14 protein-coding genes and 2 pseudogenes are annotated in these 14377 nt (G+C 52.2%); 13 read left to right on the plus strand and 3 right to left on the minus strand.

The window, feature by feature from the left end; translation table 11 throughout:
- Positions 1–12: 12 nt before the first annotated feature.
- The 13 genes and pseudogenes from ABVM99_RS19380 to ABVM99_RS19440 form a co-directional block, all read left to right on the plus strand.
- Entirely contained in the window at positions 13–492 is a 480-nt protein-coding gene (locus ABVM99_RS19380) for a phage tail protein (RefSeq protein ID WP_000978885.1), read from the plus strand.
- Positions 492–1655 (plus strand): phage late control D family protein, encoded by a 1164-nt coding sequence (locus tag ABVM99_RS19385; RefSeq protein WP_000882949.1) that lies wholly within the window; start codon positions 492–494, stop codon positions 1653–1655. Before ABVM99_RS19380 ends, ABVM99_RS19385 begins: the two co-directional genes overlap by 1 nt.
- Positions 1656–1736: 81 nt before the next feature.
- Entirely contained in the window at positions 1737–1955 is a 219-nt protein-coding gene (gene ogrK / locus ABVM99_RS19390; RefSeq protein WP_000468308.1) for a prophage transcriptional regulator OgrK, read from the plus strand.
- A 236-nt stretch (positions 1956–2191) separates the two neighbouring features.
- Positions 2192–3094 carry a CDF family cation-efflux transporter FieF gene (fieF, locus tag ABVM99_RS19395; RefSeq protein WP_001077321.1) on the plus strand — a complete coding sequence of 301 codons (903 nt, stop codon included), beginning with the start codon at positions 2192–2194 and terminating at the stop codon, positions 3092–3094.
- A 184-nt stretch (positions 3095–3278) separates the two neighbouring features.
- A complete protein-coding gene (gene pfkA, locus ABVM99_RS19400) occupies positions 3279–4241 on the plus strand; it encodes a 6-phosphofructokinase (RefSeq protein ID WP_000591793.1) in 963 nt (320 codons plus the stop codon).
- 203 nt (positions 4242–4444) lie between these two features.
- The gene (locus tag ABVM99_RS19405) at positions 4445–5434 is read left to right on the plus strand and encodes a sulfate ABC transporter substrate-binding protein (RefSeq protein WP_000758711.1); all 990 of its coding nucleotides are present in this window, start codon (positions 4445–4447) and stop codon (positions 5432–5434) included.
- Between the two features lie 100 nt (positions 5435–5534).
- Positions 5535–6290, plus strand: coding sequence for a CDP-diacylglycerol diphosphatase (locus ABVM99_RS19410; RefSeq protein WP_000750762.1), 756 nt, complete (start codon positions 5535–5537; stop codon positions 6288–6290).
- 263 nt (positions 6291–6553) lie between these two features.
- Entirely contained in the window at positions 6554–7888 is a 1335-nt protein-coding gene (locus ABVM99_RS19415) for an MFS transporter (RefSeq protein WP_000777316.1), read from the plus strand.
- A 10-nt stretch (positions 7889–7898) separates the two neighbouring features.
- Complete coding sequence (locus ABVM99_RS19420) at positions 7899–8858, plus strand: aminoimidazole riboside kinase (RefSeq protein WP_023195950.1); 960 nt, start codon at positions 7899–7901, stop codon at positions 8856–8858.
- 9 nt (positions 8859–8867) lie between these two features.
- The gene (locus ABVM99_RS19425) at positions 8868–9908 is read left to right on the plus strand and encodes an ADP-ribosylglycohydrolase family protein (protein ID WP_023195949.1); all 1041 of its coding nucleotides are present in this window, start codon (positions 8868–8870) and stop codon (positions 9906–9908) included.
- A 62-nt stretch (positions 9909–9970) separates the two neighbouring features.
- Positions 9971–10693, plus strand: a complete 723-nt coding sequence (locus ABVM99_RS19430) for a GntR family transcriptional regulator (protein WP_023195948.1) — start codon at positions 9971–9973, stop codon at positions 10691–10693.
- A 97-nt stretch (positions 10694–10790) separates the two neighbouring features.
- Positions 10791–10916, plus strand: a pseudogene (locus tag ABVM99_RS19435) (hypothetical protein); the annotation flags it as partial.
- Between the two features lie 51 nt (positions 10917–10967).
- Positions 10968–11096: pseudogene (locus ABVM99_RS19440) on the plus strand (CDP-diacylglycerol diphosphatase); the annotation flags it as partial.
- 101 nt (positions 11097–11197) lie between these two features.
- Here ABVM99_RS19440 and ABVM99_RS19445 read toward each other — a convergent pair.
- The 3 genes from ABVM99_RS19445 to lsrR form a co-directional block, all read right to left on the minus strand.
- Entirely contained in the window at positions 11198–11548 is a 351-nt protein-coding gene (locus ABVM99_RS19445) for a cupin domain-containing protein (protein WP_001173080.1), read from the minus strand.
- A 13-nt stretch (positions 11549–11561) separates the two neighbouring features.
- A complete protein-coding gene (gene lsrK, locus ABVM99_RS19450; protein ID WP_000113083.1) occupies positions 11562–13154 on the minus strand; it encodes an autoinducer-2 kinase in 1593 nt (530 codons plus the stop codon).
- 86 nt (positions 13155–13240) lie between these two features.
- Positions 13241–14200 carry a transcriptional regulator LsrR gene (gene lsrR, locus ABVM99_RS19455; RefSeq protein WP_001283049.1) on the minus strand — a complete coding sequence of 320 codons (960 nt, stop codon included), beginning with the start codon at positions 14198–14200 and terminating at the stop codon, positions 13241–13243.
- Positions 14201–14377: the final 177 nt, after the last annotated feature.

The following is a 14377-nucleotide window of genomic DNA, read 5'->3' on the forward strand; positions in this document are numbered from 1 at the left end:
AGGTGACGAAAAATGATGCTCGCGTTAGGTATGTTTGTTTTTATGCGCCAGACGCTGCCACACCAGACCATGCAGCGTGAATCAGATTATCGCTGGCCGTCAAATTCCCGTATCGGTAAACGGGATGCCTTTCAGTTTCTCGGTGTTGGCGAGGAAAACATCACGCTTGCCGGTGTGCTTTATCCCGAACTGACCGGCGGCAAGCTGACGATGACCACGCTCAGACTGATGGCAGAGGAAGGCCGGGCGTGGCCGTTGCTGGATGGCTCCGGCATGATTTACGGCATGTATGTCATCAGCAGGGTGAGTGAAACAGGGAGTATTTTCTTTGCAGACGGCACACCCCGGAAAATTGATTTTACGCTGTCGCTCACCCGCGTGGATGAATCACTGGCCGCGCTTTATGGCGATATCGGTAAACAGGCGGAGTCGCTCATCGGTAAGGCTGGCAGTATGGCGACCAGATTCACGGGTATGACGGGGGCGGGATAATGCTGGATGCGCTGACATTTGATGCAGGCAGTACGCTGACGCCGGATTACATGCTGATGCTCGACAGCAGGGATATTACCGGCAATATCAGCGACCGTCTGATGAGCATGACCCTGACGGATAACCGGGGCTTTGAGGCTGACCAGCTTGATATTGAGCTGAACGATGCCGACGGGCAGGTCGGGCTGCCGGTTCGTGGCGCTGTCCTGACGGTGTATATCGGCTGGAAAGGTTTTGCCCTGGTATGCAAAGGGAAATTTACCGTTGATGAGGTTGAACACCGGGGCGCACCGGATGTGGTCACCATCCGCGCCCGGAGTGCAGATTTTCGCGGGACGCTCAATTCCCGCCGTGAAGGCTCATGGCATGACACCACGCTCGGTGCGATTGTTGAGGCGATAGCCTCCCGTAATAAGCTGGAAGCCAGTGTCGCTCCGTCACTGGCCGGAATTAAAATCCCGCACATCGACCAGTCGCAGGAGTCTGATGCGAAATTCCTGACCCGTCTTGCAGAACGCAACGGCGGTGAGGTGTCGGTAAAAATGGGAAAACTGTTGTTTCTCAAAGCGGGGCAGGGGGTGACGGCCAGCGGTAAAAAAATCCCGCAGATTACCATCACCCGCAGTGACGGCGACCGCCATCATTTTGCGATTGCTGACCGTGGAGCCTATACCGGTGTAACGGCAAAGTGGTTACACACCAAAGACCCGAAGCCGCAAAAGCAGAAGGTAAAACTGAAACGCAAAAAGAAAGAGAAACACCTGCGCGCACTGGAGCACCCGAAAGCGAAACCAGTCACGCAGAAGAAAGCGCCAAAAGTACCGGAAGCACGCGAAGGTGAATACATGGCCGGTGAGGCTGACAACGTTTTTGCCCTGACCACGGTATATGCCACGAAAGCGCAGGCCATGCGCGCCGCTCAGGCGAAGTGGGATAAACTGCAACGGGGCGTTGCGGAGTTCTCCATCATCCTGGCTACCGGTCGTGCAGATATTTACACGGAAACGCCGGTCAAAGTGTCAGGCTTTAAGCGCGTCATAGACGAGCAGGACTGGACAATCACTAAGGTGACACATTTTCTGAATAATAGCGGCTTCACGACGTCCTTAGAGCTTGAGGTCAGGCTTTCTGATGTGGAGTACGAAACAGAAGATAATGAGTGATATGTTTTATTTATCTGTTTGTTTTATAAGGATAAATTAACTAGAATGGCACTATCAACAAAACCGGAAGAGGTGCTCGCGATGTTTCATTGTCCTTTATGCCAGCATGCCGCACATGCGCGTACAAGCCGCTATATCACTGACACGACAAAAGAGCGTTATCACCAGTGTCAGAACGTGAATTGCAGCGCCACGTTCATCACCTATGAGTCGGTACAGAGATACATCGTGAAGCCGGGAGAAGTCCACGCCGTAAGGCCGCACCCGTTGCCGTCAGGGCAGCAAATTATGTGGATGTGATCACAAAAATAGCCCCTCAGTTGAGGGGCTTTATTTATGGTCGATGTGGACGCTATGTGGACAGCGGTTGACATAAATCCATTTATATCATCAGGTTAGGTGCTTTTTTGTGACACCATCCCTGTCTTCCCCCACATGATGTGGGGGTTTTTTTTATCTCCAGTTTGTCATTCTGTTATTAGCTTACTGTTTTAAACCATCCGTTATACTACCGGCAGAAGATAGCGGGAGTATTTATGAATCAAACCTATGGACGGCTGGTTAGCCGGGCGGCTATCGCGGCAACGGCGATGGCATCAGCGTTACTTTTGATCAAAATTTTTGCGTGGTGGTATACGGGATCGGTGAGTATTCTGGCGGCGTTGGTGGACTCGCTGGTGGATATTGCCGCGTCATTGACGAATTTGTTGGTCGTGCGTTATTCGCTGCAACCCGCAGATGATGAACACACGTTTGGGCACGGTAAAGCGGAGTCGCTGGCGGCGCTGGCGCAAAGTATGTTTATTTCCGGTTCGGCGTTGTTTCTGTTTTTGACCAGTATCCAGAATCTGATTAAGCCGACGCCAATGAACGACCCCGGCGTGGGGATTGGCGTTACCGTCATCGCTCTGATATGCACTATTATACTGGTCACGTTTCAGCGCTGGGTGGTACGCAAGACCCAAAGTCAGGCGGTACGGGCGGATATGCTTCATTATCAGTCTGATGTTATGATGAACGGAGCGATTCTTATCGCGCTGGGGTTATCCTGGTACGGTTGGCATCGTGCGGATGCCCTGTTTGCGTTAGGTATCGGCATCTATATTTTGTATAGCGCGTTGCGTATGGGGTATGAGGCGGTGCAGTCATTATTGGATCGCGCGCTGCCCGATGCGGAACGACAGGAAATTATTGATATCGTGACGTCATGGCCGGGAGTCAGCGGCGCGCACGATCTCCGCACGCGGCAGTCAGGGCCGACTCGCTTTATTCAGATTCATTTGGAAATGGAAGATAATCTGCCGCTCGTTCAGGCGCATTTTGTGGCTGACCAGGTAGAGCAGGCGATTTTGCGGCGTTTTCCGGGTTCAGATGTCATTATTCATCAGGATCCCTGTTCAGTCGTCCCCAGGGAAGGCAGGAAGTTCGAGCTTGTATAATTGATTGTTAAAAAGTGAGCCAGGCCAGCATTTTGTGTATAAATTACCGCCATTTGGCCTGACCTGAATCAATTCAGCAGGAAGGGATTGTTATACTATCTGTATATTCGTTGGATCGTTTCGAAGTGCGAAATCGGCTTCCGGCAATAGATTTCATTTTGCATTCCAAAGTTCAGAGGTAGTCATGATTAAGAAAATCGGTGTGTTGACAAGCGGCGGTGATGCGCCGGGCATGAACGCGGCAATCCGCGGTGTTGTGCGCGCAGCGTTGACGGAAGGGCTGGAAGTCATGGGCATTTATGACGGCTATCTGGGCCTGTATGAAGATCGTATGGTGCAGCTTGACCGTTACAGCGTATCTGACATGATCAACCGTGGCGGTACTTTCCTCGGTTCCGCCCGTTTCCCGGAATTCCGTGACGAAAATATTCGCGCTGTCGCGATCGAAAACCTGAAAAAACGCGGCATCGATGCGCTGGTAGTTATTGGCGGCGACGGTTCTTATATGGGTGCAAAACGTCTGACTGAAATGGGCTTCCCGTGCATCGGTCTGCCAGGCACTATCGATAACGACATCAAAGGCACCGACTACACTATCGGCTATTTCACTGCTCTCGGCACTGTAGTGGAAGCGATTGACCGTCTGCGTGACACCTCCTCTTCTCACCAGCGTATCTCTATCGTTGAGGTGATGGGCCGTTATTGCGGCGACCTGACGTTGGCGGCGGCTATTGCTGGCGGCTGTGAGTTTATCGTGGTGCCGGAAGTTGAATTTAATCGCGAAGATCTGGTGGCCGAAATCAAAGCCGGGATCGCGAAAGGGAAAAAACACGCTATCGTCGCTATTACTGAGCATATGTGCGATGTTGACGAACTGGCGCACTTTATTGAAAAAGAAACGGGCCGTGAAACGCGTGCGACGGTGCTCGGCCACATTCAGCGCGGTGGTTCCCCGGTACCTTACGATCGCATTCTGGCTTCCCGTATGGGCGCGTATGCTATTGACCTGCTGCTGGAAGGCCATGGCGGTCGTTGTGTCGGTATCCAGAACGAGCAGCTTGTTCATCATGACATCATTGATGCGATTGAAAACATGAAGCGTCCGTTCAAAAGCGACTGGATGGAGTGCGCGAAAAAACTGTACTGATTGTTTTTGCGCGCCTGATGGCGCTACGCTTATCAGGCCTACAGGTTGCAGAAACGTGTAGGCCGGATTAGGCGCTAGCCGCCATCCGGCAATCCCTCAGATTTATTCCTCGAAGTTATAGCCAATCTTTTTTTATTCTTTAATGTTTGGATCGCTTTCTGGCACGCTTTGCTCATCACAACACAACATAAGCGAGTCGGGCGATGAAAAAGTGGGGCGTGGGATTCACATTATTGCTGGCGTCAACCAGCATTCTGGCAAAGGATATTCAGTTACTTAACGTATCGTACGATCCAACGCGTGAGCTGTACGAGCAGTACAACAAAGCGTTTAGCGCGCACTGGAAGCAGGAAACCGGCGACAACGTCGTGATCCGCCAATCGCACGGCGGTTCGGGTAAACAGGCGACTTCCGTCATTAACGGCATTGAAGCCGATGTCGTGACGCTGGCGCTGGCTTACGATGTGGACGCTATTGCTGAACGTGGTCGTATCGATAAAAACTGGATCAAGCGTCTGCCGGATAACTCAGCACCTTACACTTCAACCATCGTTTTCCTGGTCCGCAAAGGCAATCCAAAACAAATTCATGACTGGAACGATCTGATTAAACCCGGTGTGTCGGTGATTACGCCAAACCCGAAAAGCTCCGGCGGCGCCCGCTGGAACTATCTGGCGGCATGGGGCTACGCCCTGCACCACAACAATAACGATCAGGCCAAAGCGCAGGACTTTGTCAAAGCCCTGTTTAAAAACGTTGAAGTGCTGGACTCCGGCGCGCGCGGCTCAACCAATACTTTCGTTGAACGCGGTATCGGTGATGTGCTGATCGCCTGGGAAAACGAAGCGCTACTGGCGACGAATGAACTGGGTAAAGATAAATTCGAGATAGTGACCCCGAGTGAATCTATTCTCGCAGAGCCGACCGTTTCCGTGGTCGACAAAGTGGTGGAAAAGAAAGACACCAAAGCGGTAGCGGAAGCCTACCTGAAGTATCTCTACTCGCCGGAAGGGCAGGAGATAGCAGCGAAAAACTTCTACCGTCCGCGCGATGCTGACGTGGCGAAAAAATACGACGATGCGTTTCCGAAGCTGAAGCTGTTCACCATTGACGAGGTGTTTGGCGGCTGGGCGAAGGCGCAAAAAGATCACTTCGCTAATGGCGGTACGTTCGACCAAATCAGCAAACGCTAAACCGTTTATAAACCCGGTAACGTATTATGTTACCGGGTTTTTTCTTTGCCACAATTTTGCGTTACTCTTCCCCGTCTATGGGTCACAGGGAACGCATATCATGAAAAAAACAGGCTACTTTTTACTGGCGGTGATAGTGATTGTCGCCGCGGCGGGCGTCGGTTACTGGAAATTTTCCGGCAACCCTGATGCATTACGGGAAATCGTGCTTGAACAATGCCTGCCCGATCAGTTACAGCATCAAAACCCAGCGCCGTGCGCGGAAGTCAAACCTCGCGCTGGCTATGTCGTCTTTAAAGATCGTCACGGTCCGTTGCAATATTTATTGATGCCCACCTACCGTATCAACGGTACAGAAAGCCCGCTATTGCTGGAACCCGCTACGCCCAACTTTTTCTGGCTGGCCTGGCAGGCTCGCGGCTATATGAGTAAAAAATACGGGCATGATATTCCGGATAGCGCGGTCTCGCTGGCGATTAATTCGCGGCTTGGTCGTTCACAGGACCATTTGCATATCCATATTTCTTGCATCCGTCCTGACGTTCGGGAACAACTGGATAACGATCTCACGCGCATCAGCACTCGCTGGCTTCCGCTGCCGGGTGGCCTGATGGGGCATGAATACCTGGCGCGCCGGGTAACCGAGAGCGAACTGGCGCAGCGTAGTCCGTTTATGATGCTGGCGGAAGAGGTGCCGGAAGCGCGCGATCATATGGGACGCTATGCGCTGGCGGTGGTACGCCAAAGCGACGACTCTTTTGTTCTGCTGGCGACCGAGCGTAACCTGCTGACGCTTAATCGCGCATCGGCGGAAGAGATTCAGGACCATAGTTGCGCCATTTTGTCTTCCCGCTGATTTTCGTTACACCCCCCTGCTCATTATCTTATTGATTCTTATCCCGGTTTAAAACTGGGGTAAGATCGTGTCTATAAAAATATGTGAAACCGATCAAAAGATATAAAGGTATACCTTTATATCTTTTGGTGGTTAGTTACACTCTCTTCATAGCCTCCATAGATTGTCTGGTGGATGGCTTATATAAAAACGTTTTTATTTCATGTAGTGACATCATTAATTGTTCACCAGATTTGCGCTGTTAAGCGTAAAGGAATATCAACATGAAACTTTCTATCGTGGAAAAAATCGGCTTCGGCGCGGGAGATATGGCGATAAACGTTGTGATTATCGCCATGCAGCTGCTCCTCGCCTATTTCTATACCGATATCTACGGCCTGAGCGCCGCTGATGTTGGCGTACTGTTTGTAGTTGTGCGGATGATTGATGCCATTATCGATCCGGCCATGGGGGTTCTGACCGATAAACTGAACACGCGCTGGGGGCGTTACCGCCCGTGGCTGCTGTGGTTTGCCATTCCTTTTGGTTTCGCCGTGTATTTGATGTTTATTACGCCTGATATGGCTTATATGGCCAAACTGGCATGGGCCTATGGCACCTATATTCTGATGACTCTGGTCTATACCGCGATCACCATTCCCTATATTTCGATGATTGGCGTCATTACCAGCGACCCCGTCGAACGGTTAAGCGCCAACGGCTATCGTTTTGTGATGACCAAGATTGCCGCTTTCCTGGTGACTATCGTCGTACCGATGCTTGCCGTCTGGCTGGGGCAGGGCAACAAGGCGCTGGGTTACCAGTTTTCGATGGGGCTGATGGGGGCGATGGGCGCCTTGCTGTTTATCTTCTGTTTTCTTACCACGCGTGAACGCAGCGAGCCGGAAATTACGTCGTTATCGGTGGGGAAACAGTTTAAATATCTGTTACGCAACGATCAGTGGATTATTCTCGGCGTTGTTATTCTGCTGCTGATGTGCGGTTATGTTATTCGCGGTTCCGTTGCCGCTTATTACGCCAAGTATTATCTGAACGGCGGAGATAGCCTGATTTCACCCTTCCTGACTACCGGCGTCGTTGCCTCTATTTTAGCGATGATCGCCACCACCTGGATAACCAAGTTCTGGGACAAAATTAAGATGTTCCGCTACACCCAGATTATTACCTTTATCCTGAGCGCGCTGATGTATTTCTCCGTCGGGCGTGAAAATCTTATCCTGGCGTTTGCGTTCTATTTTCTTATTAATTTCTTCTGCGATATGCAAATGCCGGTGTTCTGGTCCTCTATCGCCGAAGCGGTGGATTACGGAGAAAAGAAAACCGGTCTGCGCGTTTCCGGGTTGGCGTTTGGCGGCATCCTCTTCTTCCAGAAGTTTGGGATGGGGATCGCGGGCGGGATACTCGGATTCCTGCTGAGCCACTTTGGCTATCAGGCCGATGTTGAACAGACCGCGCGTTCGCTCACCGGCATTGCGCTGATGATGACGCTCATTCCGGCTCTGTTTCACCTTGCGGTTGGACTGCTTATGAAAAAGTATCTGATTAATAATGAATATTATCGAGATATTCAGCTTGCCCTGGCGCAGAAACAGGCATAAGGAGGCGCAAATGAAGGCCATGAATAAGGTTTGGGTTATCGGCGATGCCTCCGTTGACCTGGTGCCGGAAAAACAGAACAGCTATCTGAAATGCCCCGGCGGAGCGTCGGCGAACGTGGGGGTATGCGTTGCCAGGCTGGGCGGGGAGTGCGGTTTTATCGGTTGTCTTGGTGATGATGACGCCGGTCGCTTCCTGCGCCAGGTTTTCCAGGATAACGGCGTGGATGTCACGTTTCTAAGGCTGGATGCGGACCTGACCAGCGCGGTGCTGATCGTCAACCTGACGGCTGACGGGGAACGCAGCTTTACCTATCTGGTGCATCCGGGGGCTGATACCTACGTTTCGCCGCAGGATTTGCCGCCGTTCAGGCAGCACGAATGGTTTTACTTCAGCTCAATTGGCCTCACCGACAGGCCCGCTCGCGAGGCGTGCCTTGAGGGAGCGAGAAGAATGCGTGAAGCGGGTGGTTACGTACTGTTTGACGTCAATCTGCGCAGCAAAATGTGGGGGAATACTGATGAAATCCCTGAACTGATCGCCCGGTCCGCCGCGTTGGCTTCTATCTGCAAAGTCTCGGCAGATGAGCTGTGCCAGCTCAGCGGGGCCAGCCACTGGCAGGATGCGCGTTATTACCTGCGCGATCTGGGCTGCGACACCACCATTATTTCGTTGGGGGCCGATGGCGCTCTGTTGATTACCGCCGAGGGGGAGTTCCATTTCCCCGCACCGCGCGTCGATGTTGTCGATACCACGGGAGCCGGTGATGCTTTTGTCGGCGGACTGTTGTTCACCCTTTCCCGCGCAAATTGCTGGAACCATGCCCTGCTGGCGGAGGCCATCAGCAATGCCAACGCCTGCGGCGCTATGGCGGTGACGGCAAAAGGCGCAATGACCGCTTTACCGTTTCCTGACCAACTCAACACTTTTCTTTCCAGCCATTCGCTGGCACAAGCCATGACCGTGAAATAAGGAGTCATCATGCACGTTGATCAAAACAAAATACTGGGATGCCTGGTGGGCGCCGCCGCCGCGGACGCGATGGGAGCCGCGACGGAAGTACGCACCCAGCAGCAGATAAAAGACTATTTTGGCGGCTGGGTGACGACCTTTCAAAAACCGCCTGCGGACACGTTTGGCCGCTGCAATGAAGCGGGGATGTGCACGGATGATTTTATTCAGGCTAAGTACATTATGGACGCGCTGCTGCGCCATCAACGCCAGGTCAGCGACGAGGCGATGCGCGAGGCTTTTCAGCAGTGGCTGGATTATCCTTTCTACGCCAACTTTACCGGTCCGACGACGCGTGCGGCAATGAAAGCGATATTTAATGATAATCGTGCCTCTTTGCAGGGCGAGCTGGAAGGCGAAAAACAGTCGGTACAGATTATTAATAAGGGTAACGCGGAGGCAACGAACGGCGCCGCCATGAAGATTTGGCCAGCGGCGGTGCTGCATCCTGGCGATATCGACGCGGCGATTGACTGCGCGCTGCAGATTTGCCGCTTTACGCATAATAACGTGCTGGCGATGTCCGGCGCAGCGGCGATGGCGGCGGCAACCAGCGAGGCGTTAAGAGCGCAGACCAACGCAGACAGCATTATTGCCGCCGGTATTTACGGTGCGCAAAGGGGCTATCTGCTGGCGCAGGAGCAAGGGGCGATGATGGTGGCAGGTCCTTCCGTTGCCCGACGCATTGAGCTGGCCGTAGATATCGGTAAACGTCATCGCCATTGGGAAACGGCGGTGGTGGAACTTGCTGATATTATTGGCTCCGGGCTGCACGTGAGTGAAGCGGTGCCGGCGGCCTTTGGCCTGTTCGCGTGTTGTCCGAATTCTGCCGTAGATGCTATTATCTCCGGCGTTAATATCGGCAATGATACTGATACTGTCGCCACCATGGTCGGGGCGATTTCCGGCGCATTCCATGGCGTGGAGGCTTTTCCCGCCGATTATTTAACGACTTTGGATCGTATGAATCATTTCGATTTGGCAGAACTGGCCAGGCAAATCGCAGGGTAGCGACTTCACCCTGCCGGGGACGGTAAAACGTCCCCTGCTGGCGAAGACGTGAGGTGCGCAGCTTGCAGGTTGATAAAACGAGCTTTACTCCGCTTTATAAGCAACTATTTTTTATCATCTGTCAGCAGATCCAAAATGGATCCCTGCCTTTAGGCAGCCAGCTGCCGACGCAAAAAGAGATTGCCAGAGCCTACAACGTCTCGCTGATTGTGGTTAAACAGGCCTGGAGCGAATTAATCAATGCGGGCATTATTTCCTCCCAGCGCGGAAGTGGTTCGGTGGTGTGCTCGGTGCCGGAAGGCGTGAGCTACGGGCACACGTTTCGCGGTATTACCCGCGATCTCCAGGACGCCAGCGTGGCGATTGAGAACCGTATTCTGGAAATCGCGCCGCGCCGCGCGCGCGACGCTCAGGCAGACGGCTTGAGCCTGCCCGCACAGCATCACTATCTCTATATTTCGCGTATTCGTTGCCTGAATAACCGTCCGTTTAACCATGAAAAGATCTATCTTGATCTTAGCTTCTTTCCCGATCTGCAACTCACACCGCAGGCGCTGGAGCATACGTCGCTTTATTCGTTATTAAACGTCACAAGCGACTCGGCGATAGAAAAAGTTGAGGCGATTTTACCTTCCGCTGACCTGTGCGAAAAATTGCAAATCGCCGCCAATAAACCGCTGTTATCTGTCGCCAGACAGACGTTTCAGGTCGGGAAGGACAGCCCTTTTGAGTATTGCCGCTATTACGTGCTGTCTGAATACTTTGGTGAAATTCATTATCACTGATCTGTCCACTTAATCCTGCGATAACCTCACTATACCTGGCGTTTACCTGCCTGACTGTCCGTCGTATTCTTGCTGAAAAAATCGTCAGGAGACAGGTATGTCGCTCTGGTTGTCCCATCCTCTGTTCCTCCCGTCCATCATCGTTGGCATTACCATTTTGCTCTGGGCGACCTCGCTGCTGCCGGAGTTTATGACCGCACTGCTATTTTTTGCTGCTGTGGTGGCGATGGGACCAGGGAAAGTTCCTGCGCGGGCGGGGATGCTGTGATGTATCGCGCTGGCGGTGATACGCCAAAGCGATGGCTCTTTTGTCCTGCTGGCGACCGAGCGTAATTTACTGATCTTCAATCGCGCTTCTGCCGAGGAAATTCAGGATCATCAGTGTGATATCTTGAACCAACAGGTCATCAAATGGCAGCTTGATATTGCATTAACGAATGCCGTTTGGAGGCCGGACAAGGCTCTCGTGGCGCTATCCGGCAAAATCTGGCGATGGCGCGGGCGTTACCAGGCCGGTGGATCTGCGGGGTGGCTGTCATTTTCCAGATGCGGCGATTTAATAAACACGCCTTTCCAGGGTTTATCGCCGTTATTAATGAGATAATGCGCCTCCCCAGGTTCGCACTGTAAAACATCTCCAGTTTGCAGGATATGAGGTGTTCCTTCCAGATACAGGCACACTTCACCGCTTAGGGTATAAAAAATCTCACAAGCGGTATTATGGCGATGGTTAGGGAATGACTGCCCTGGTTGTAGTATGACGACGCCCATATCGCAGCCCGGCCCACGGATTAAGTATTTAGGGCCATTATCGCCAAAGCGGTATTCATGATTCTTCTCATTCGTTTTTTGCATGCTTATTCTCCTGTTACAGGCCTGGCGCTTTCCAGAGGGATGTCGTTAAGCCACCATCGACCAGCGCGCGTTGATCCTGATAAACGGCCTGCCATTTTTCTCTGGCCTGCTGATAGACAGCAAAATTTTCAGGATTAGGTTTATGCTCCCGATCCCAGCGCACTAGCTTTTCTCCCGTTTCCGCCAGCGATGGCCAGACACCCACGCCAACGCCTGCGGCAATAGCGCACCCTAGCGCGGTAGCTTCTTTGACGACAGGTACGTGAACGGTGAGTCCCGTAACGTCGGCAAGTATTTGGCTCCATAATTTGCCTTTAGATCCTCCGCCGGCAAAAACCAGCGAGTCGGCCTGTACGCCGGAAAACGCGGCAATTTGCTGTAAATTGCAGGCGGAAACAATGGCGGCATTCTCTTCCAGCGCGCGAAATAGGGTCGCTTTATTACACTTTTCAGGATCGATAGACAGATTGATAAACGACGGCGCGGCATGGTACCAGCGTTTAAAACGCATAACGTCAGAGAAGATGGGCATCACACCGTGCGCGCCGGGAGGCACCCGGCTGGCCATATCTTCCAGCAGGGAATACGCATCAATACCTAACCTTTCAGCGATTAGTTTTTCCTCGGCGCAAAAGGCGTCGCGGAACCAACGCATCGTTAACCCAGTAAAAAAGCTAATAGACTCGGTTTGTACCATACCGGGGATCACATGAGGATTGATGCGAACGTTCATGTTTGGGTCGGTGACCGGCGCGGGAAGATTGACCACCTGTTGCCAGAAGGTTCCGCCCAGCACGGCCGTTTGCGCCGGGCGTACGACGCCCAGCCCCAGACAGCCTAACTGCACATCGCCGCCGCCAACGATGACCGGCGTACCCGCTTGCAGGTCGCACTGTTCAGCCGCTTTCTGTGAAATGTGACCGAGCAGCGTCCCGGTTTCTTTTACCGGCGAGAGAATGTCAGAACGCAGGCCCGCCATCTGTAACAGACTACGTTTCCAGTTGCGGGTCACCAGATCCAATAACCCCGTCGTGCCTGCGTTGGAGGGATCGACCGCCAGTTCGCCGCTGAGCATAAAGGCCATCCAGTCGCTGATCATAGTGACGGTTGACGCGCGATGATAAATATCCGGACGATGGTGGGCAAGCCAGAGCAGACGCGGAATAGCGCTGAGCGCCAGCGTTTGCCCGGAGCAACGATAAACTTCCTCCTCAAAGGTGTTATCGTGCAGCTCTTTTAATTCACTGACTTCGTGCGCCGCGCGGGCGTCAACATTAGCGCAGGCCCAAATTGGTTCGCCGTTACTGTCATAAATAACAATGCCTTCACGCATCGAGCAGGCCGATACGGCAGCGATAGCCGTTGCAGGGATGGCGGCTTTCTGTAGTGCCTGACGGATACACTGGCAAGCCAGTTGCCAGTTTTTGGCAAGATCAAACTCCATCGAACCAGGCACATCCGGCACGGCCAGATGCTGCCATTCCGCTTGACCGACAGCTATTTGCTTTCCTTGTAGATCAAAAATTACTGCTCTGACGCTACCGGTACCGGCGTCAAGAGCCATCAGGTAATGTCCTGATTCAGTATGGGTACAGAGTCGAGCCATTTTTTTATCCTCGGCTATTTTTACATCGTTACATAAAATCCTGTCAGTTATTGTTTATTGAATTGAGGTAAGTGTTATTTTATTTTTTATTTTTCAATAAGTTGAATTATTTTCCCTGCGGTTTTCTGATCGGTAACCAGCGCATTGATATAGTTACCGCGCATAGCGGCAATAATAGCTTCTGCTTTTTGTTCGCCGCCGGCGACGCCAATCACGGTTGGGATCGTGGAAAGTGAATTTAACTTCAGGCCAATTAATTCGTTATGGATTTTGATGTCTGGAATAATTTCGCCATGAGCATCAAAAAAATAGCCCAGAATATCGCCTACTGCGCCTTTGCGGCCAATCATGAGTTGTTCACCCTGAGTGATATAGCCGGATTTTAAGATACTGGCTTGATCTTTCTGGTTAATTGCCCCAATCCCCACGATGGCGGCATCGGCAGCTTGCGCTGTGAGCATCACATCCCGCACGCTATTTTCATTGCGCAGCGTGCAGGCAATTTCCTGCGATGATGCGCGCAGCGGCGCGGGCATAATACTTACGCTACAAGCGGCATCAAGCTGGCCTATTCCGGTCATATACGGCCCCACGCCGCCGGATAACGTGACCAGTCGGATTTGTTGCGCCGAGATAAATCCGCTGAGGCGTTTTAATGTGGTCATCGTGGCTTCGCCAAAGCCGACGGCCAGCAGTTGCTGTGGCCGCAGTGACTCCATCAACATATGGGCGGCGCCGATTCCTAAACGCAGACCAATATCGGCATCGGGTAATGCCGGCAGCACGCGGATATTCTGCAATGCGAAGTGGTTGCGCAAGGCATTTTCATACTCAAGACACCCTTCGAAGCGGGAGTTGATTTGTACGCGAATAATACCGGACTGATGCCCTTTCTCCAGCAGACGAGAAACCTTTAGCCGGGTTAGCCCCAGACGCTCGCTGATTTCACTCTGCGTCAATCCATCGTGATAGTAGAACCAGGCAATACGCGCCACCTGCTCTTCTTCGCACATTCCATAATCAGATACCAACGTATTATCGCTCATTGTCATAACCTGGCTTTACTTTGAACATTTCTAAATCATTAACACAATTGTTCAGTTATCACTCCGAAATAACCGTGATTAACGCCACAAAAACGCGCCAAATCTGAACATTTATCATCTAAAAATTCATTTATTCAGAAAACGTGATCTGGATGAGAGTTTTTTAACCAAATAACT

The sequence above is a fragment of the Salmonella sp. SJTUF15591 genome (genome assembly GCF_043356435.1).
GTDB classification, from domain to species: Bacteria; Pseudomonadota; Gammaproteobacteria; order Enterobacterales; family Enterobacteriaceae; genus Salmonella; species Salmonella enterica.

Bases quoted from the DNA above. Each gene is read 5' to 3' on its own strand.
- ABVM99_RS19425 (WP_023195949.1), top strand. From the start codon at position 8,868: ATGCACGTTGATCAAAACAAAATACTGGGATGCCTGGTGGGCGCCGCC.
- ABVM99_RS19410 (WP_000750762.1), top strand. From the start codon at position 5,535: ATGAAAAAAACAGGCTACTTTTTACTGGCGGTGATAGTGATTGTCGCC.
- lsrR (WP_001283049.1), bottom strand. From the start codon at position 14,200: ATGAGCGATAATACGTTGGTATCTGATTATGGAATGTGCGAAGAAGAG.
- ABVM99_RS19385 (WP_000882949.1), top strand. From the start codon at position 492: ATGCTGGATGCGCTGACATTTGATGCAGGCAGTACGCTGACGCCGGAT.
- ABVM99_RS19420 (WP_023195950.1), top strand. From the start codon at position 7,899: ATGAAGGCCATGAATAAGGTTTGGGTTATCGGCGATGCCTCCGTTGAC.
- ABVM99_RS19380 (WP_000978885.1), top strand. From the start codon at position 13: ATGATGCTCGCGTTAGGTATGTTTGTTTTTATGCGCCAGACGCTGCCA.
- fieF (WP_001077321.1), top strand. From the start codon at position 2,192: ATGAATCAAACCTATGGACGGCTGGTTAGCCGGGCGGCTATCGCGGCA.
- ABVM99_RS19415 (WP_000777316.1), top strand. From the start codon at position 6,554: ATGAAACTTTCTATCGTGGAAAAAATCGGCTTCGGCGCGGGAGATATG.
- lsrK (WP_000113083.1), bottom strand. From the start codon at position 13,154: ATGGCTCGACTCTGTACCCATACTGAATCAGGACATTACCTGATGGCT.
- ABVM99_RS19445 (WP_001173080.1), bottom strand. From the start codon at position 11,548: ATGCAAAAAACGAATGAGAAGAATCATGAATACCGCTTTGGCGATAAT.
- pfkA (WP_000591793.1), top strand. From the start codon at position 3,279: ATGATTAAGAAAATCGGTGTGTTGACAAGCGGCGGTGATGCGCCGGGC.
- ogrK (WP_000468308.1), top strand. From the start codon at position 1,737: ATGTTTCATTGTCCTTTATGCCAGCATGCCGCACATGCGCGTACAAGC.
- ABVM99_RS19405 (WP_000758711.1), top strand. From the start codon at position 4,445: ATGAAAAAGTGGGGCGTGGGATTCACATTATTGCTGGCGTCAACCAGC.